The organism is Rhodococcus sp. NBC_00294 (genome assembly GCF_036163995.1).
Taxonomy (GTDB): Bacteria; Actinomycetota; Actinomycetes; order Mycobacteriales; family Mycobacteriaceae; genus Rhodococcoides.
The window spans coordinates 1,470,955-1,488,298 of record NZ_CP108043.1 but is presented as its reverse complement, the minus strand read 5'-3'; the positions used below and the strand labels follow the sequence as shown (position 1 = coordinate 1,488,298).

General features: G+C 69.3%; 18 protein-coding genes. 4 read left to right on the top strand and 14 right to left on the bottom strand.

What is annotated here, in order from left to right:
* Window positions 1–20 precede the first annotated feature (20 nt).
* Window positions 21–1,511 carry a phytoene desaturase family protein gene (locus OHB23_RS07105; protein ID WP_328811188.1) on the top strand — a complete coding sequence of 497 codons (1,491 nt, stop codon included), beginning with the start codon at window positions 21–23 and terminating at the stop codon, window positions 1,509–1,511.
* On the opposite strand, the gene OHB23_RS07100 is transcribed toward OHB23_RS07105, so the two are convergent.
* The 10 genes from OHB23_RS07100 to OHB23_RS07055 form a co-directional block, all read right to left on the bottom strand.
* On the bottom strand, window positions 1,508–2,614 hold the full coding sequence (locus OHB23_RS07100; protein WP_027504503.1) for a lysophospholipid acyltransferase family protein: 1,107 nt from the start codon (window positions 2,612–2,614) through the stop codon (window positions 1,508–1,510). The two genes, OHB23_RS07105 and OHB23_RS07100, sit on opposite strands and share 4 nt — an antisense overlap.
* The gene (locus tag OHB23_RS07095) at window positions 2,611–3,720 is read right to left on the bottom strand and encodes an NAD-dependent epimerase/dehydratase family protein (RefSeq protein ID WP_155956935.1); all 1,110 of its coding nucleotides are present in this window, start codon (window positions 3,718–3,720) and stop codon (window positions 2,611–2,613) included. The genes OHB23_RS07100 and OHB23_RS07095 overlap by 4 nt, the downstream gene beginning before the upstream one ends.
* 193 nt (window positions 3,721–3,913) lie before the next feature.
* Window positions 3,914–4,015: a 30S ribosomal protein bS22 gene (locus OHB23_RS07090; RefSeq protein ID WP_003402602.1), complete on the bottom strand. Its 102-nt coding sequence runs from the start codon at window positions 4,013–4,015 to the stop codon at window positions 3,914–3,916.
* 263 nt (window positions 4,016–4,278) lie between these two features.
* Complete coding sequence (locus OHB23_RS07085; RefSeq protein WP_027504502.1) at window positions 4,279–4,524, bottom strand: helix-turn-helix domain-containing protein; 246 nt, start codon at window positions 4,522–4,524, stop codon at window positions 4,279–4,281.
* Between the two features lie 123 nt (window positions 4,525–4,647).
* A complete protein-coding gene (gene proC, locus OHB23_RS07080; protein WP_056441616.1) occupies window positions 4,648–5,463 on the bottom strand; it encodes a pyrroline-5-carboxylate reductase in 816 nt (271 codons plus the stop codon).
* 61 nt (window positions 5,464–5,524) lie between these two features.
* Window positions 5,525–6,376 (bottom strand): thioesterase family protein, encoded by an 852-nt coding sequence (locus OHB23_RS07075; protein ID WP_027504500.1) that lies wholly within the window; start codon window positions 6,374–6,376, stop codon window positions 5,525–5,527.
* The gene (locus OHB23_RS07070) at window positions 6,373–7,113 is read right to left on the bottom strand and encodes a MerR family transcriptional regulator (RefSeq protein WP_328811601.1); all 741 of its coding nucleotides are present in this window, start codon (window positions 7,111–7,113) and stop codon (window positions 6,373–6,375) included. Before OHB23_RS07070 ends, OHB23_RS07075 begins: the two co-directional genes overlap by 4 nt.
* Window positions 7,114–7,217: 104 nt before the next feature.
* Window positions 7,218–8,072 (bottom strand): sugar phosphate isomerase/epimerase family protein, encoded by an 855-nt coding sequence (locus OHB23_RS07065; RefSeq protein ID WP_231476212.1) that lies wholly within the window; start codon window positions 8,070–8,072, stop codon window positions 7,218–7,220.
* A complete protein-coding gene (locus tag OHB23_RS07060) occupies window positions 8,069–9,085 on the bottom strand; it encodes a hypothetical protein (protein WP_328811187.1) in 1,017 nt (338 codons plus the stop codon). The genes OHB23_RS07065 and OHB23_RS07060 overlap by 4 nt, the downstream gene beginning before the upstream one ends.
* A complete protein-coding gene (locus tag OHB23_RS07055; protein WP_027504497.1) occupies window positions 9,082–10,038 on the bottom strand; it encodes a Ppx/GppA phosphatase family protein in 957 nt (318 codons plus the stop codon). Before OHB23_RS07055 ends, OHB23_RS07060 begins: the two co-directional genes overlap by 4 nt.
* Before the next feature lie 154 nt (window positions 10,039–10,192).
* Here OHB23_RS07055 and OHB23_RS07050 point away from each other — a divergent pair, with 154 nt between their 5' ends.
* Both OHB23_RS07050 and OHB23_RS07045 read left to right on the top strand, forming a co-directional pair.
* Window positions 10,193–10,993: a hypothetical protein gene (locus tag OHB23_RS07050; protein ID WP_027504496.1), complete on the top strand. Its 801-nt coding sequence runs from the start codon at window positions 10,193–10,195 to the stop codon at window positions 10,991–10,993.
* A gap of 182 nt (window positions 10,994–11,175) precedes the next feature.
* Window positions 11,176–12,045, top strand: coding sequence for a DUF559 domain-containing protein (locus OHB23_RS07045; RefSeq protein WP_328811186.1), 870 nt, complete (start codon window positions 11,176–11,178; stop codon window positions 12,043–12,045).
* 80 nt (window positions 12,046–12,125) lie between these two features.
* On the opposite strand, the gene OHB23_RS07040 is transcribed toward OHB23_RS07045, so the two are convergent.
* The 3 genes from OHB23_RS07040 to OHB23_RS07030 all read right to left on the bottom strand — a co-directional run bounded on the left by OHB23_RS07040 (window position 12,126) and on the right by OHB23_RS07030 (window position 14,856).
* Window positions 12,126–12,809 carry a response regulator transcription factor gene (locus OHB23_RS07040; RefSeq protein WP_042576719.1) on the bottom strand — a complete coding sequence of 228 codons (684 nt, stop codon included), beginning with the start codon at window positions 12,807–12,809 and terminating at the stop codon, window positions 12,126–12,128.
* Window positions 12,810–12,825: 16 nt separating this feature from the next.
* Window positions 12,826–13,995, bottom strand: a complete 1,170-nt coding sequence (locus OHB23_RS07035; RefSeq protein WP_027504493.1) for a sensor histidine kinase — start codon at window positions 13,993–13,995, stop codon at window positions 12,826–12,828.
* A gap of 105 nt (window positions 13,996–14,100) precedes the next feature.
* On the bottom strand, window positions 14,101–14,856 hold the full coding sequence (locus OHB23_RS07030; RefSeq protein WP_328811185.1) for a phosphoglyceromutase: 756 nt from the start codon (window positions 14,854–14,856) through the stop codon (window positions 14,101–14,103).
* A 125-nt stretch (window positions 14,857–14,981) separates the two neighbouring features.
* Here OHB23_RS07030 and OHB23_RS07025 point away from each other — a divergent pair, with 125 nt between their 5' ends.
* Window positions 14,982–15,800 (top strand): esterase/lipase family protein, encoded by an 819-nt coding sequence (locus OHB23_RS07025; RefSeq protein ID WP_328811184.1) that lies wholly within the window; start codon window positions 14,982–14,984, stop codon window positions 15,798–15,800.
* On the opposite strand, the gene OHB23_RS07020 is transcribed toward OHB23_RS07025, so the two are convergent.
* Window positions 15,797–17,263, bottom strand: coding sequence for a carboxylesterase/lipase family protein (locus OHB23_RS07020; RefSeq protein ID WP_328811183.1), 1,467 nt, complete (start codon window positions 17,261–17,263; stop codon window positions 15,797–15,799). The genes OHB23_RS07025 and OHB23_RS07020 overlap by 4 nt on opposite strands.
* Window positions 17,264–17,344: the final 81 nt, after the last annotated feature.

The following is a 17,344-nucleotide window of genomic DNA, read 5'->3' as shown; positions in this document are numbered from 1 at the left end:
GACCGGCCTCCGGCCTACCTGTGAGAGCAGTCGTCATCGGTGCGGGTGTCGGCGGACTCGCCACGGCCGCCCGCCTGGCCCACCGCGGTGTCGAGACCGTCGTGCTCGAGCAGTCGCACGATCTGGGCGGGAAGCTCGGCATCGTCCGGCGGGACGGCTTCTCGTTCGACACCGGGCCGTCACTGGTCACCATGCCGCACGTGTTCGACGATCTCTTCGCGCAGACCGGTGGGCCGTCGGACCTCACGTTCGACCGGCTCCCGGTCGCGTGTCGCTACCGCTTTCCCGACGGCACCGAGCTGGACATGCCCGGTCGCGCGGAGGAGATCCCCGCCGCTCTGGACTCGGCGCTCGGAGCCGGTGTCGGTGCGCAGTGGTCCCGGTTCTCCGAGCGTGCCGAGCAGATCTGGGACGCCACCCACGAGGCGTTCCTCGAATCGCCCATCGGCCCCCGCGAACTGGTGTCGTTGTCGCGACGGGTGGGCGACCTCCGCACCATCAGCCCGTGGTCATCGTTGCGTGATCTGGGTCGGCAGTACCTCACCGATCCGCGACTCGCGATGATGCTCGACCGCTACGCCACCTACACCGGCTCGGATCCGCGGCGCGCCCCGGCGGCCCTCGCCACGGTGCCGCACGTCGAGCAGCGCTGGGGATCGTGGCACGTTCCCGGTGGGCTGCACCGCATCGCCGAGGCCATCGCCGACCGCGCGACATCGCTCGGAGCGGAGATCCGCACGGGTGTCACGGTGACCGGCGTGCGCGTCGAGAACGGACGCACCACCGGCGTCGACACCACACACGGACCCGTCGCGGCCGACATCGTCGTCGCGAACGCCGATGCCGAGCAGGTCTACCGGTCTCTGGTCCCCGCCACGCGGCGCACCGCGCTCGCCCGGCGGCGCCTCGACGCGACCACCGCGAGCCTGTCCGGCTTCGTGATCCTGCTGGCTCTGCGGGGCCGCGACGCCGACACCCCGCACCACCGGGTGCTGTTCCCGGACGACTACGACGCCGAGTTCGACGCCGTCTTCGGCACCCGCACGCGGCCGGCGCACCCCGCCCACGCCCCGACCGTCTACGTCAGCGCCCCCGACGATCCGGCTCTGCGCCCGGACGACGACACCGAGGCCTGGTTCGTCCTGGTGAACGCCGCGCGACACGGCACCGGTTCCTCGGCACTGGTCGACTGGGACGCTCCCGAACTGTCGGAGGGCTACGCCGACCGCATCCTCGACGTCATGGCGGAGCGCGGAGTGGACGTGCGCGAGCGGGTGCTGTGGCGGGAGATCATCTCGCCGGCAGATCTGATGCGCCGCACCATGACTCCGGGCGGGTCCATCTACGGAACGTCGTCCAACGGGGCGACGGCCGCGTTCCTGCGCCCGGCCAATCGCTCGCCGATCCCCGGCCTGTTCCTGGTCGGTGGATCGTCGCACCCCGGCGGCGGACTCCCGCTGGTGACGCTCTCCGCACAGATCGTCGACGAGCTGATCGCCGACGCCCTCTAGCCGAGGAAGACGTTCCGGCGACGGGTCAGCAGCCGGTAGAGCGTCTGCTGGATCGTCTCGCGCACGCGGTCGGTGACCTCGAACAGTTCCATCGGGTCGTCGGCGGCGGACGGCTCGTAAGACGTGGTCTCGATGGGCTCGCCGAACTCGATGTACCACTTCGACGGCAGCGGGACGAGACCCAGCGGACCGAAGTGCGGGAACAGCGGCGTGACCGGGAAGTACGGCATGCCGAGGACGCGTGCGAGCGTCGTCAGGTCACCGATCTTCGGGTAGATCTCCTCGGACCCGACGATCGAGCACGGGATGATGGGCGTCTGGGTGCGCAGCGCGGCGGAGACGAAGCCACCGCGGCCGAAGCGCTGCAGCTTGTAGCGCTCACTGAACGGCTTGCCGATGCCCTTGAACCCTTCCGGGAACACCGCCACGACCTCGCCGCCACGCAGTAGTCGCTCGGCGTCGGGTTGGCAGGCCAGGGTGTGGCCGGCGCGGCGCGCGATGCTGCCGACCAGCGGGGTCTCGAACGCGAGGTCCGCGGCGAGCATGCGCAGCGCGCGGTGCTGCGGGTGGTGATCCCGCATCGCGACCGAGGCCATGAGTCCGTCGATCGGGATGACACCCGCGTGGTTCGAGACCACCAGGGCGCCGCCCTCGGCGGGCACGTTCTCGATCCCGCGCACCTCGACGCGGAACCACTTCTCGAACAGCGGTCGCAACGCCGGAAGCCAGACGGAATCGGCGAAGTGGGGGTCGTAACCGAACTCGTCGACCTCGTAGTCGCCCGACAGGCGCGTCCGCAGGAAGTCCGCTCCCCCGGCGACACGGTCGACGAGAGCACGCCGTACCGACTCGACGGCCGACGGGAACTCGCCGACGTCCGGCGTCGCATGCGGTGCTGCCGTCTCGGGCACGACCAGAGGCGTCGGCACCTCGACACTCGGCATCATCGAGGGCGAGGGCGACGGGGACGCATAGGACGAGGGGTGCCGACCGCGGACGTCCGCCGGGTCGCTGCCGGCGCGGGGCCCACCGTCGGGCGTGGACTGCCGGAGGCGATCGAACGACTTACCGTGCAGCGGAATCACTTTGGCCACGTCGGTCACCTTCCCGCTCCGGCCGGCAACGACACGGGCGACGGGTGCGCCCCGGAGGTCGCACCGCCCAACAGTCCGATGACACGATTCTCGATCGCGTCGACCCATTCACGCCGGATCACCGGCGTCAGCGCGACCCCGCGCACGAAGTCGTCGAACGCCTGCACGGTGGTCCACCGTGGGGTGAATCCGAGGACGTTCTTCATCCGGGTGGTGTCCACCCCGCATCCGAAGTTGAAGTAGTCGAGCTGCTCCGCCGAGAAGTCGCGCATCAGCGATCCCATCACCGCCTTGCCGGTGGTGCGGAACAGGGCCATGGGCACCGGCAGCTCCACGCGGCCGGCTCGGCGGATGGCCTGCGACAGCATGATGATGCCGTCGGCCGCGATGTTGAAGGTGCCCGCGGGGCCGGCCAACGTGGCGCGTTCGAGTGCGGAGAGCGCGTCCTCCTCGTGCAGCAACTGCATGCGCGCATCGCGACCGAGGATCGACGGTGTGACCGGCGAGGTGAGGTAGCGCGAGACGGATCCGTTCAACCGGGGTCCGATCATGGGGGCGTTGCGCAGGATGCTGACGTCGATGTCCGGACGACGACGGCCCAGCCCACGGGCGTAGCCCTCGGTCTCGATGGCGTCGCGGGCGAAGCCGCCCTGCGGACGTGACCGCGCACCCATCTCCTCGGTGAACTGCGCCGGATCCTTCGCACTGCAGCCGTACACCGCCGTCGACGAGCGCAGCACCACGTGCCGCACCGTCGGCGACTTCTGGCAGACGGCGAACAGCTGCATCGCCCCGAGCACGTTGAGGTCCTTCATCACCGTGCGGCCACCGCCGCTGGGCGGCCGGGACAGCAGCGACGCGTGCACGACGGTGTCGACGCCCGCGCTGCGGATGACCTTGCCGATCAACGGGTTACGGATGTCCGCCCGCACGAATTCGGCGCGACCCATCCGCCGGATCATGTCCTTGGTGGGTGCCACGGCATCGACGGCGACGACCCGCTCGATCGACGGGTTCTGCGCCAGTCGCATGGTGAGGTATCCGCCCAGGAATCGGCTCGCTCCCGTGACGAGCACGACGCGTGGAGCGTCGCGCCCGGTGTCGTCAGAGCTCACCAGACCCCCTCGGTTTCTCCCGTGGCCACCGCTCGCGCGGCGCCGCACACGCCATGGTGTCACGAACCCCGCGTGCGCGCTCCGGCACGAGAAGAACCGGCACGCGACACCCGCGGGACCGGATACGACAACGCCCGCGAGGACGGTCGAAACTCGATCCTCACGGGCGGAAGTCGTCGCGATCCCTAGCGGATCACTTACCCAATTTCCTGCGCTGAACGCGGGTGCGGCGAAGCAGCTTGCGGTGCTTCTTCTTCGACATGCGCTTGCGACGCTTCTTGATCACTGAACCCATGCGGGTGTCCTCGCGTTCTTTCGTCTCTGTACAGCTGCACTGCTGATACCGCTGCTGGTGCTGTTCGGTCGTCGGCGGACACGGCAGTGACGGGACTGCGCGCTCACGCGACTCAGCCCCATCATACCCAGCTCACACGACCACCCTCGACCGGCCTCCGCAGCAGCGGCGCACACCCGAACCGTCCGATTCCGGTGAACCGTGCCGATGCCCTTCCCCGGGCATGCACCGTTCCACGTGGAACAGACGGGACGAGGCGTGCGTCAGCCTGCGTCGAAGTAGGACGTCTCCAGGTAGTCGTGCACCGCCTTCGCATGCACTCGGAACGAACGGCCCACACGAACGGCGGGCAGTTCGCCACCGTGCACCAGGCGGTACACGGTCATCTTGGACACCCTCATCAGTGAGGCAACTTCTGCCACCGTGAGGAACTGGGTTCCGGCCACAGCCGGTTGGCCGTCGTGGGACGAGCTCTTGCTCGACCCGGACGGCTTGTTGACGGATTCCATAAATCCACATACCTCCGGCACGCCCGCGCTGCCGGCTTCCCCTCCGGCAGAACAGACACGCACGTGCTGCAGCGAGCTTAGCGGGACTCGAGTGACAAAAGCGACGGGTGGGGGGACCAATATTTATTCGACCGGTGAACCGAGAGCCGTTCCCCGCGCCTTGGCGGCGTCGATCGCGTCGAGAAGCGCAGCTCGGAAGCCCTTTCGCTCCAACTGGGCGATGGCCGCGGCCGTGGTGCCGCCGGGAGACGTCACACCGGCGCGGAGCTCCTGCGGTGACTCGTCCGAGCGATCGAGCATCGCCGCGGAGCCCACCATCGTCTGGACGACCAGTGTCGTGGCGGTGTCTCGAGGCAGTCCTAGACCCACGGCGGCGTCGATCATGGCCTCGGCCATGAGGAAGAAGTAGGCGGGTCCGGATCCGGAGACGGCGGTGACCGCGTCGATCTTGTCCTCGGACACGACGGCCGTCTTCCCGACGGTGCCGAGGAGCTTGCGCACCGTCTCGATGTGCTCCGAGCGGGCATGGCGGCCGGGGGCCAGCACGCTCATCGCCTCGCCCACCAACATCGGGGTGTTGGGCATGACACGGACGATCGGGATGCCCGCGGGCAGCTTCGGCTCGTAGCGCGACGCGGTGACGCCGGCGGCCATCGTGACGATGATCTGCTCGCGCTCCCCGTTGAGCTCGGCCTTGGACATCTGGGTGATCACCGAGTCCACGTCGTCGGGCTTCACCGCGACGACGATGACGTCGGCGCCCTCGATCGCGTCGATCACGCTGGTGGTCCGAATGCCGAACTGGGTGGCCACCGCGTCCGCGCGTGCCGGGTACTTCTCCGCCAGCACCACGTTGCCGGTGGGCAACCCGCCCTCGATCAGTCCTGCGATCAACGCCTCACCGATCCGGCCGCCGCCGATCACCGCAATTCTCGTCATGCGCTCAGCGTGCCATGCCGCGGGTGGCGATCGGCAGGGTGTCGCGGTCCCTCGGTCGGGCTCAGGTCGCGAGCGGCACCATGGCCAGCTGTCGGCTCTGCACCACCACGGCACCGGTGGAGTCGACGATGGTGTGGTCCTCCTCGAACCAGGAACCGCCGAGCACGGTGCTCGACGACTTCACGCGCAGCCAGCCGGGTGCCGGGGTGTGACGCAGGTACGTCGTGAGCTGGACCGTCGGAGCCCAGCCGAAGAGGCCGCGATTCATCGTCACGGGCGGGCAGATGTCGCCGGCCATGATGGCGAACAGCGCCGCGGTGACGGGATCGTTCTCGTCGTCGGGCCGCGGCCGGACCCACATGCGGATCTCCGCCGACCCCTGCGCGCCGGTCAGGAAGTGCGCGGCGGTGGGATCGAGACGCATGTCGCAGCCCGTGGCGACGTGGACGACGTCCGCCATCGGGTGACCGGGCGCCACTCGAGCAGCCGAGTCCGGCGGCTCGACGGCCATGTCGAGGACCGACGCCAGGGACGACTCGTGCTCCTGGTGGACGGGCGCTCCGCTGTCCGGCGTGCCGAGCGTGACCACGCTCCGCACCGCGGGACGACCGTTCTGCAGCAACACCGCGTCGACGTGCACCACGCGCCGACCACGCTTGAGCACCGTCGTCTCGACCGTCACCGGGCCGGGGTCGGGCGCCGCGAGGTAGCTGGCGCTGACTGCGAGCGGAGTGAGCTCGATCGGGTCGTCGTCCAGAGCGAGACGCTGAGTGGCGGCCGCGGCACAGACACTCATCATGGCGCCGCCGTGCACCTTGGGGCCGATGGTCCACGTCGGGTCGATGCTGCCCTCGAACAGATCCGTGTCGGTGCGATCGAGTGTGGTGAGGGTGCGGAACGGGGCGTCGGTCACTGGTCGCTCGAATCTGTCGTCGGGTGGGGCCGGTCGGGAAGGCCGGAGGTCGGCCGGGTGAAGTGGTCGGGAAGGCCGGAGGCCGGCCGGGTGAGTCGGTCGGGAAGGCCGGTCGGGGCGAAGTGCTGCTGGGCGAGATCGTGGTGCGCGAGGCGGCGCAGGGCGGTGACCACCGGTTCGTAGAGCACCGTCCCGAGGACGGCGAAGCGCACGGCGTCGCGTGGCTCGGTGTGGTCGAGCACCCGCGCCCACTCCCCCTCCGCGATCACGCGCACGGCACGGGCGTACGCGACGACGTCGTCGTCGGAGAGGGGGACGCCCGCAGCGTCGGCGGCGGCGAGGGAGTGGTCGAGCTGACGAGCTGCCGAACTGTCGGTCGGGAGATCGGCGGCGGCGTGGCCGAGCCGTTCCAGGATCCGCGAGGTACGCGGCGCCGGACCCGGGTCGACTCCGTCCTGCCCCGCGTCGTCGAGGTAGGGCGGGAGCGCACCGAGTGCCCGGCTCATCGCGGGATGGACGTCGCCGGTCGCCTCGTCGAGGGCCGCGAGCACCGTCCTGATCCGTCCGAGAGGAAGGGAGGCGCCGGTCAGGGCCTTGATCAACCGGAGGCGGTCGAGGTGCTCGTCGGTGTACTCGGAGACCGTCGCCGCGCCGACCCCGGGCATGAGGAGCCCTTCGCGGAGGTAGAACTTGATCGTGGGTCGCGGGACCCCGGACCGTTCGACCAGCTCGGACATGCGCACCGGTCGAACTCTAGACCACAGTGGATAGTGCGACTATCCCAGGTGCGAACTTCCGAGGGTGCGGGCTTCAGAGGTGCGGACTTCAGAGGTGAGGGACGTCAGAGGTGCTGCCGGGCGAACGCCAACGATCGTTCGAGTGCGGCCGACCGCTCGGTGGCGGTCCGCGCGTTCTGGGTGTTGATCTCGAGCACGGCCTGACCGTCGAAGCCTCGCGCGACCAGCGCCTGGCAGACCTCCGCGACCGGCTGCGTGCCGTCGCCGGGCACGAGGTGTTCGTCGACGGAGGCGCCGCGGCCGTCCGCGAGATGCAGATGCTTGAGCCCGGCGCCCATGCGCTCGGACAGCGCCACGGCATCGAGCCCGGACGTCGCGGTGTGCGAGAAGTCCAGCGTGTAGTGCTGGTGGCCCACGTCGGTCGGGTCGTAGGACGGCGCGAACGCGGTGAACCCGATGCCCGGCTTCCCGCCGCGCTTCTCGAGCCGTTTCACCGAGCCGGTGCCTGCACCGAAGAGCCGGTCCGCGCGCATCGGGAACATGTTCTCGACGGCGACGACCATGCCCTCGTTGTCGGACTCGAGCTCGGCGACCTGGTCGGGAAAACCGTCGGCGTAGATGCGTTGCCACCGGAACGGCGGGTGCACCACCACGGTGGACGCGCCGAGCGCCTCGGCAGCGTGGACCGAGCGCACCAGCTTCGAGACCGGATCCGAACCCCACACCCGCTGGGTGATCAGCAGGCACGGTGCGTGCAGCGCCAGAACCGGAACGCCGTACGCGCGGCTGAGCTGCTTGATCGCACCGACGTCCTGGCTGATCGGCTCGGCCCACACCATGAGCTCGATCCCGTCGAAGCCGAGCTCTGCGGCGAAGCGGAACGCGGACTCGGTGTTCTGCGGATAGACCGAGGCCGTGGACAACCCCACCGGAACGTGCCGGCGACCGGGCGTCGTCACGTGGTGCTGAGCATGAAGGCCAGCGGGCCCAGAGTGACGAATCCGCCCACGACCACCGCCAGCAGGATCGACACGATGTCGTCGGTGCGGCGCAGCACACGCACCACGGCCACGAGTCCGACGATAACGAAGAACGCGAGGACCAGGGCGACCCAGGGCAGCATCTCCCACAGTCGCTCGAACCCCTTGAACAGGAGCGCGCCGAGCACGATAGCCACGATGCCCTGGCCGATCAGCGACAACCACTGCTTGACCGGGCTGCGGGACTTCGACGGCGCCACCGGTGCGTCCTCGACGGGTTCCGCATCGGTGGGGGTCGCGAGATCGGCGTCGTCGGCCGTGTCGGTGGCGATCGTGTCCGGGGTCTCGGAATCCTCGGTCACTGCCGGGACGATCGTGGTCACCGCGTCGTTCTCGGCCGTGACCTCGTCGGCGTCGACCTCCGGCTCGGCCGGCGTCGACCGCTGCTGCTCAGGAGTGCCGGGTCGATCGGAGGCGGGACGCTCCTGCGCCGGCCGCTCGGGTGCGAGCGCGCGCTCCTCGGTGGAGGAACGCAGGCGGTCGACCGCCACGGACGGAGCGCCGGAGAACAGCGCGGGTTCGGGCCGAGCGGATCGGGCGGCACCGAACGCGGGGGTCGGGCGGGCCTGCTGCTCACGGCGGCGGTCGTCGATCCGGGGCGTGGTCCGTGTGGGCTCGGGTGCCGGGGCGGGCCGCTCGGGCTCGGCGTCGCGGGTCGACTCGTCGGCCTCGGCCTGCTGCGGCTGGTCCTGTGGCGACTCGGTCTCGGGCGACGCGTCGGTCTCGTCGTCGGGCGCCTCGGCCGGGGTCTCGTCGCGGACGATCGGGATCTCGCCGGTCAGCTCGGCGACGGAGATACCGCCGGCCATGCCGCGTCGACGTCGACCGCCACCGGACTGCGTGTCCACCTTGGCGCCGTTGCGCGCGAGCAGTTCCGCCACCGACACCTGTCCGGTGTCGGCCGCGCCACTTCCGTTGTTGTCGTCACTCATGTCTCTCGAGTCTCCACCACATCGCCGAACGTCTCCGTGTCCAGCTTGCGCAGGATCAATCCCTCACGCAGCGCCCACGGACAGATCTCCAACGAATCGATCGACAGCGCGCGCATGCTCGCCTCGGCGACCAATGCTCCGGCCACCATCTGTCGTGATCGATCCGCGCTCACGCCTTCCAATTCTGCACGGTCCGCCGAGGTCATCCTCGAGATGAACGAGATGACCTGACGCAGGCCGTCGGCCGTCAGGGTCCTGACGACACGGGGGCCGGCAGCCGACGGAGCGGCACCGGTCAATCGAGCCAACGAGCGGAAGGTCTTCGACGTTCCCACCGCCCGGTCGGGCAGCCCCGGCTCGAGCAGCTTCTTCGCCGGTTCGACGAGTTCCGCGTCGAGCCAGTCACGCAGCACGGCGACTCGCCGCTTGCCGGGAGGATCCTCGGCCAGCCAGTCGCGCGTCAGTCGGCCGGCCCCGAGGGGAAGCGACATCGCCACGTCCGGGTTCTCGTCGATCCCGGTGCTGAGCTCGAGGGATCCGCCGCCGATGTCGAGGTCGAGAATGCGCCCGGCACTCCAGCCGTACCACCGACGCACGGCCAGGAACGTCAGTCGCGACTCGTCCTCGCCGGAGAGAACCTGCAGGCTCACGCCGGTCTCGTCACGCACTCGGTTCAGCACGGCGGTCGAGTTGCGGGCGTCGCGGACGGCCGACGTGGCGAACGCCATGAGCTCGCCGCAGCCCGACGATGTGGCGATCGACGAGAAGTCGGCGACCGTCCGCACCAGTCGATCGGAGCCGGACTGGGTGATGTCACCGGCGTCGTCGGTGTTCTCCGCCAGGCGCAGGGCAGCCTTGGTGGAGCTCATCGGTGTCGGGTGACCGCCGCGGTGAGCGTCGACCACGAGCAGATGAACCGTGTTGCTTCCGACGTCGAGCACCCCTAACCGCACAGGGAACACCGTACTGGGTCTAGCGTCGTGGCTTGTGACACGTGCTGAGAAGGCGGGTAGGCCGGAGGCCGGCCGGGCCGCAAAGCAGACGACGAGCGTGGGCGACGAGGCCGGACGGCGGTCGGGCGAGGCCACCGGACGGCCCGCGGACGTGCTGGAACCCGCGGCGACCCACAAACTCGATCCCGCACCCGAGGTGGCGCCGGACTTCCCGCGCGAGTGGGTCGAGTTCGTCGATCCGACCAACCCCGAGCACGTCGTCCGCGCGGATCTGACGTGGTTGCTGTCGAGTTGGACGTGCGTCTTCGGAACCCCCGCGTGCCAGGGAACGGTCCCCGATCGGCCCGACGACGGGTGCTGCTCGCACGGGGCGTTCCTGTCGGACGACGACGACCACGCCAAGCTCGTCGCCTCCGTCGAGATGCTCACGCCGGACGACTGGCAGTTCTTCGACAAGGGGCACGGCAAGAAGGGCTTCGTGGAGGTCGACGACCTCGAGGGCGAGCAGGCGCTACGCACCCGCAAGTACAAGGGTGCGTGCATCTTCCTCAACCGACCGGGCTTCGAGGGCGGCATCGGGTGCGCACTGCACCGGATGGCGCTGCGCACCGGCGTCGAACCCCTCGAGGTGAAGCCCGACGTCTGCTGGCAGCTGCCCATCCGCCGCACCCAGGACTGGGTGACGCGCCCCGACGGTGTCGAGATCCTGCAGACCGTCGTCGGCGAGTACGACCGACGCGGCTGGGGTGAGGGCGGCGCCGACCTCAGTTGGTACTGCACCGCCTCCCCCGACGCACACGTCGGCTCGAAGGCGGTCTGGCAGTCGTACGCGCCAGAGCTGACGGAGCTGCTCGGCAAGGACGTCTACACCGAACTCGCCGCCCTGTGCCGTCGTCGACAAGGCTTGGGGTTGATCGCCGTGCACCCCGCGACCCGCGAGGCTCAGCGCACGTAGTCCCATCGATGCCCCGCGGGTACGTCGAAAGTGCCGTGATCTCGGCGCTCGCCGCAGCACTTTCGACGTACTCGCCGGGGCTTGGTCAAGCTTCATCCACAGGCACCCCGTCATCCCCACGGCACTGGCGAGTTGCTCGATCGACGCGGCGCCTGTCGGTGCAGCTCGTGACGGTCTGCGCCATGGACCCCACACTCGTCGACGCAATGAGAGCCAACGGCGGCTTCCTGCACACGACCGATCTCCTCCGACGCATGTCCCCGAGCCGCGTGCGGTGGCTGGTGCACACTCGTCAGCTGACCCGCGTACGGCACGGGCTGTACGCGGTCGGAACGCTCCCTGTCTCGGCGCGACTCGACGCTCTGAGCATCGAGCTCGGAACGCGGGTCGCCGCATCCATGGACACGGCGGCGGCGATACACGGTTTCGACCTCGACCAGACGCAGCAATTACATGTGGTGGAGCCGGACGATCGGCGCATCGAGAGCAGACCAGGGGTGGTGGTGCACCAGCGACGGGGTGCACCACTGGTGGAGATCGGCACCCGATTGGTCGTGGAGCCGGCCTGGACTGCTGTCGAGGTCGCACGGCAACGTGCCCCTGGTCGCGCGCTCGCCGTTCTCGACGCCGCGGCCCGGGTGGGCTGCGGACCCGGATCGCTGGAACGAGCAGTCGATGCGCAACGGGGGCGGCGGGGCATCGTCGAGGTCCGCCGCCTCGCACCGCTCGTCGACCGAAGATCCGGCTCACCGATGGAGTCGGAGACTCGCCTGGTGCTGCACGACGGCCACCTTCCGGCACCCGAGTTGCAGTGGCCCGTGATGCACGGACTCGGCATCTTCTATCTCGACCTCGCTTGGCCAGCACGACGATTCGCGGTGGAATACGACGGCGACGAATTCCACGGAACACCCGAGAGTGTGCGACGCGACAAGGCCCGTCTTGCGCTGCTCGCTGATGAAGGCTGGCGCGTCCTGCAGATCACGTCGGACGATGTGCGGCGCGAACCTGATGTCCTGGTCGGTCGTGTCCGCCGGCTACTTGCCGCCTGATGTCCGCGAATACGCCGAAAGTGTCGTGATCAACGGATCCGCAGCGACACTTTCGACGTACTCGCCGAAACCGAACGGCCTCACTCCTCGAGCTTGTACCCCAGCCCGCGGACGGTCACGAGGTGCACCGGCTTGGCCGGGTCGGCCTCGATCTTCGAACGCAGACGCTTGACGTGCACGTCGAGAGTCTTGGTGTCGCCCACGTAGTCGGCGCCCCAGACCCGGTCGATCAGCTGCCCGCGGGTAAGGACTCGGCCAGAGTTGCGCAGGAGGTACTCGAGCAGGTCGAACTCCTTGAGCGGCAACGTGATCTGCTGCCCGCCGACCATGACGACGTGGCGCTCCACGTCCATGCGTACCGGTCCGGCCTCGAGGATGCTGTTGTCGTCGATCTCCTCGGTGTCGGATCCACGGCGCAGGACCGCACGGATGCGCGCGATGAGTTCACGGGACGAGTACGGCTTGGTGACGTAGTCGTCGGCACCCAGTTCGAGTCCGACCACCTTGTCGATCTCGCTGTCGCGCGCGGTGACCATGATGACCGGCACACCGGAGCGGCTGCGCAGGTGCTTGCACACGTCGGTGCCGCTCATGCCCGGCAGCATGAGGTCGAGCAGGACGATGTCCGCTCCCACGCGATCGAACTCGGCGAGGGCGGAGGGGCCGTCGCCGACGACGGTCGCGTCGAACCCTTCCTTGCGGAGCAGGAACGCCAGCGGGTCGGCCAACGATTCTTCGTCTTCGACGATGAGCACGCTCGTCATGGGGTGTCCTTCTCGGTCATGACGGCTCGCCGTCGTCTTCGATGTGAGCAGGAATGAGGAGCGTGAAGGTCGAGCCCGTCCCGGGCTTGCTCCACAGCTCGATGCGGCCGTTGTGGTTGGCGGCGACGTGCTTGGCGATGGCCAGTCCCAGACCGGTACCGCCGGTGGCCCGCGACCGCGCCTTGTCGACGCGGAAGAAGCGCTCGAACACGCGCTCCTGGTCCTCCTTGGCGATGCCGATGCCGCGGTCGGTGACCGAGAAGGCCACCATGCTCTGTGGGCCCGTCGCATCGTCGTCACGCAGGGACCGCGTCACCGACACGGGAGACCCCTTCGGGGAGTACGCGATGGCGTTCTCGACGAGGTTGGACAGTGCGGTGACCAGCAGGGTCTGATCACCGAGCACCTCGAGTCCGCTCGGTCGGTCCGTCGTGACGACGATGCCCGTGGCCTCGGCCTTGAGAGCCGAACGCGAGAGCGCGCTCTTGACCACGGTGTCGACGTCGACGACGTCGAGATCGGGGAGCTTCTCGGCACCCTGCAGACGGGACAGCGAGATGAGTTCGCTGACCATGTTGCCCAGGCGCGTGGACTCGTCGAGCATCCGCTCACCGAATCGCTGGACCGACTCGGGATCGTCGCGCGACTGCAGCAGCGCCTCGGCCAGCAGGCTGATGGCGCCGACGGGGGTCTTGAGTTCGTGGCTGACGTTCGCGACGAAGTCCCGCCGCGTGGCCTCCATGCGGACCTGCTCGGAGTCGTCGTCGGCGAACAGGACGACGAACCGGCGATCCTCCTGGGAGAGCAGCTGCGCGTGCCCCTTCACGGCGATGCCGGCGCGCCCGCGGGCGTCGAGAACCGTGAGGTCGACCTCGACGTGGTCACCGGTCTCGAGGACCCTGGTGGCGGCCTTCCAGGCCCGATCGTCGAGCGACCGACCGCGGACGAGACCGAGCTCCTCGGCGCGCGGATTGAACAGCACGACGTCGTGGAACTGGTCGACGACGGCGATACCGCTGTGCGCGGCCAGCACGATGAGGTCGAGGACCTGGGACATCGTCAGCCCGTTGTCGCGGGTCTGACGCAGGACGTGGCGGGAGTTCAGATACGGGATCAGCACTCCACCGACGAGGTACCCACCGAACGCCGCGACGGCGGCGATCAGTACGACGGTCGGAGTGGTCACGGGCCGATCGTACGGTCACACGACCGTGCACCGACGCACGGTGGGCCGGGTTTTCCGGCCGTCACCGCACGTCCGGCGCACGTTCGCACCGCGTTCATCGAGTCGTTACTTCTTGCCCTGGTTCGCCACTGCCGCGGCTCCGGCCGCAGCGGCCTCCGGGTCGAGGTAGGTGCCGCCCGGCACGGTGGGAACGAGCTTGTCGCCCGACTCCGTGAGGTCGTACTGCAGCGGGATGCCGGTGGGGATGTTGAGCCCCGCGATGTCCGCGTCGGAGATGCCGTCGAGGTACTTGACCAGGGCGCGCAGCGAGTTGCCGTGGGCGGCGATCATGACCGTCTTCCCTGCCCGCAGCTCGGGGACGATGACGTCCTCGTAGTACGGAACGAAGCGTTCGACGACGTCCTTCAGGCACTCGGTCAGCGGCACGCTGTCGAGATCGGCGTAGCGCGGATCGGCGTCCTGGCTGTACTCGGAGCCGACCTCGATGGGGGGCGGCGGGGTGTCGTAGCTACGACGCCACAGCATGAACTGCTCGTCGCCGTACTTCTCCTTGGTCGCCGCCTTGTCGAGACCCTGCAGTGCGCCGTAGTGCCGCTCGTTCAGACGCCAGTCGCGGACGACCGGGATCCAGTGCCGATCGGCCGCGTCGAGCGCGAGGTTCGCGGTGCTGATGGCGCGACGCAGAAGCGAGGTGTACAGCACGTCGGGAAGCACACCGGCCTCCTTGAGCAGCTCGCCGGCACGCTTCCCCTCCGCCTCACCCTTGGCGGTCAGGCGCACGTCCTGCCATCCGGTGAACTGGTTGGACGCGTTCCACTCGCTCTCGCCGTGGCGGAGAAGGATCAGGGTTCCGATGCTCATGCCGCCCAGTTTCTCACGATGCCGTCGGCGGGACGACCGGTCGGGCGCGCCGCAGGTCGTGCGGGGTGCGCAGCGGGAACTGCGCTTCCGCCGAGCCGAACCGGCGTGACCGCTAGCCTCTGCTGATGAGAACCCGCTGGACAGTGGCGCTGGCGGCGTGCGCGTGGCTCGCGTGCGCGCCGACCGCCACGGCCGATCCGCTGCCCGTCGACTACAACTTCTTCAGTGGCTTCCCGGCGGAGATCGCGAACCCGGGCGGATCGCTGCCCGGAACCAACGACTTCTCGTGCGCGCCGACGGCGGAGCACCCGAATCCGGTGATCCTGGTGCACGGCACGGGGACCGGGCAGCAGACAGGGTGGGGCGTGTACGCGCCGCTGCTGAAGAACGAGGGGTACTGCGTCTTCGCTCCGACGTACGGTGCGCTGCCGGGTGCGTGGCCGATCAGCGCGATCGGTGGCCTCGGGCCGGTTCCCGAGAAGGGAGCGCAGTTCGCGGCATTCGTCGACGAGGTGCTGTCCGAGACGGGCGCCGAGAAGGTCGACATCGTCGGACACTCGCAGGGCACGGTGCTGCCCAACTACTACGCGCAGGTGCTCGGCGGAGCGGACGACATCGACAGGTACGTCTCGCTGGCCCCGCTGTGGAAGGGGTCGGGCCCGTCGCAGTTCGCGTGGCCCGACGCGTCGTATCGCTACGCGCCGGGCATCACGTACACGAACATCATGACCCGGTACGACGAGGTGGTGGTCCCGTACACGGACGGCTACGTCGAGGCTCCGAACGCGACCAACATCGTCGTACAGGACACGTGCGACGTCGACTTCTCCGAGCATGCCGGCATCGTCGGGTCGCCGAGGGCCGCGGCGTTCGTGCTGAACGCTCTCGACCCCGCGCACCCGCGACCCGTGCCCTGCGAGTTCGTCCCGCCCTTCACCGGCTAGCGCGTACCGTCCCACACCGTGCGGGTGTCGGGCCGCGGGTCGTTCACCACGGCCGACTCCGTCCCGAACATCTTCACCGTGCGCTCGGACCCGTACTGCGCCCAGCCGGGATCGCCGTCGCGCACGAAGTCGACCCAGGCACGGTGCATCTCGTCGGCGACCGCCTGCGGCGGGTTCGGCCCCGTGATGCGAGCGGTCTCGGGCTTGCCCAGCACGTCGAAGACGAACGGGATCTCGAGCGCGTGGCACGCGCCGAGGTTCCCCTCGAACAGCGGCGAGCGCCAGGTGAACTCGTAGACGTGGGCCGGGTGCGCCTCGGCGACGCGCACGGCGGGGATGCGGAAGAACCAGTCGGTCATGACCGCGATCATGAGTTCACCAGGCGAGGCGTCCGGATACCGATCGCGGTACGTGTCCAGCACCGACGGGTCCAGTCGATACCCGGCGAGCACCGTCCGCAGGTAGTCCTCGGTGATGTGCGGAACGATGCCGGCGGGCACGAGGAAGAACGCGTGCTCCTCACTGGTGGTGCCGAGCAGGAGTTCGACGTCGGCGCCCGCACCGTCGGCGATGCGCGAATACGGCAGCGCAGGAACGACATCACCGTCGATGCACGGCTCGAACGCCATCATGTTCAGTGCCACCTCACCCCACGCGCCGCTCGACGCCTCCGCGGCGATGCGATCGGACAGGGTGCGCTGGGCGTCGACGAGGGCGTCGACGGGTACCGAGCCGAGCCCCTCCACCGTCGCCGGAACGCCGAGGGCCGACGCCAGCGCGGCCGAGACGGTGCCCGCGGTCTCCGCCGAGATGACGTGATGGCCGGCGCCGCTCTGCAGGACCGCGCGGTGGAACAGCCCCTCGGCGCGGGGCATCGACAGCAGCGTGCCGACGCTCATGGCACCCGCGGACTCTCCCGCGACGGTCACCCGCGCCGGATCGCCGCCGTACGACGCGATGTGGTCCCGGACCCATTCGAGCGCCGCGACCTGGTCCAGCAGACCACGATTGGCGGGAGCACCCTCGATCTGCGCGAAGCCGTCCACGCCGAGCCGGTAGTTGATCACCACGGCGACGACGCCGTCCCGCGCGAAGGCGGTGCCGTCGTAGGCGGGTACTGCGTTGCTGCCGTTCACGAAGGCGCCGCCGTGGATCCACACGAACACGGGCGCGGAGCCGGCGACGTCCGGCGAGTACACGGCGACGTTCAGGCACTCCTCGCCGGGCACCACGGGCTCGCTGAGAATCTCGCTGGTGGGCGGCCGGTACCCGACCTTCGGGACGGTGGCGCCGTGCTCGAGGGCGTCGCGCGTGCCGGACCACCGCGGCGGCGCGGTCGGCGCCTGGAATCGGTGCGGTCCGAACGGCGCCTCGGCATAGGGAACTCCGAGGAACGAGGCGATGCCGTTGTCGGTGCGACCGCGCACCTGGCCCTGGGGTGTATCGACGGTGATCGTGTCCATCCTCTATTACTACCGTGGGCTCATGAGTACCACCCCGAGTGCCCCCACACCCCTCACATGACGCGAACACCCTCTCCAGCA

Excerpts from the sequence above, each read along its gene's own strand:
- OHB23_RS07090 (WP_003402602.1), bottom strand. The coding sequence starts at position 4,015 with ATGGGTTCAGTGATCAAGAAGCGTCGCAAGCGCATGTCGAAGAAGAAG.
- OHB23_RS07085 (WP_027504502.1), bottom strand. The coding sequence starts at position 4,524 with ATGGAATCCGTCAACAAGCCGTCCGGGTCGAGCAAGAGCTCGTCCCAC.
- proC (WP_056441616.1), bottom strand. The coding sequence starts at position 5,463 with ATGACGAGAATTGCGGTGATCGGCGGCGGCCGGATCGGTGAGGCGTTG.
- OHB23_RS07070 (WP_328811601.1), bottom strand. The coding sequence starts at position 7,113 with ATGTCCGAGCTGGTCGAACGGTCCGGGGTCCCGCGACCCACGATCAAG.
- OHB23_RS07060 (WP_328811187.1), bottom strand. The coding sequence starts at position 9,085 with ATGAGTGACGACAACAACGGAAGTGGCGCGGCCGACACCGGACAGGTG.
- OHB23_RS07045 (WP_328811186.1), top strand. The coding sequence starts at position 11,176 with ATGGACCCCACACTCGTCGACGCAATGAGAGCCAACGGCGGCTTCCTG.
- OHB23_RS07040 (WP_042576719.1), bottom strand. The coding sequence starts at position 12,809 with ATGACGAGCGTGCTCATCGTCGAAGACGAAGAATCGTTGGCCGACCCG.
- OHB23_RS07030 (WP_328811185.1), bottom strand. The coding sequence starts at position 14,856 with ATGAGCATCGGAACCCTGATCCTTCTCCGCCACGGCGAGAGCGAGTGG.
- OHB23_RS07025 (WP_328811184.1), top strand. The coding sequence starts at position 14,982 with ATGAGAACCCGCTGGACAGTGGCGCTGGCGGCGTGCGCGTGGCTCGCG.
- OHB23_RS07020 (WP_328811183.1), bottom strand. The coding sequence starts at position 17,263 with ATGGACACGATCACCGTCGATACACCCCAGGGCCAGGTGCGCGGTCGC.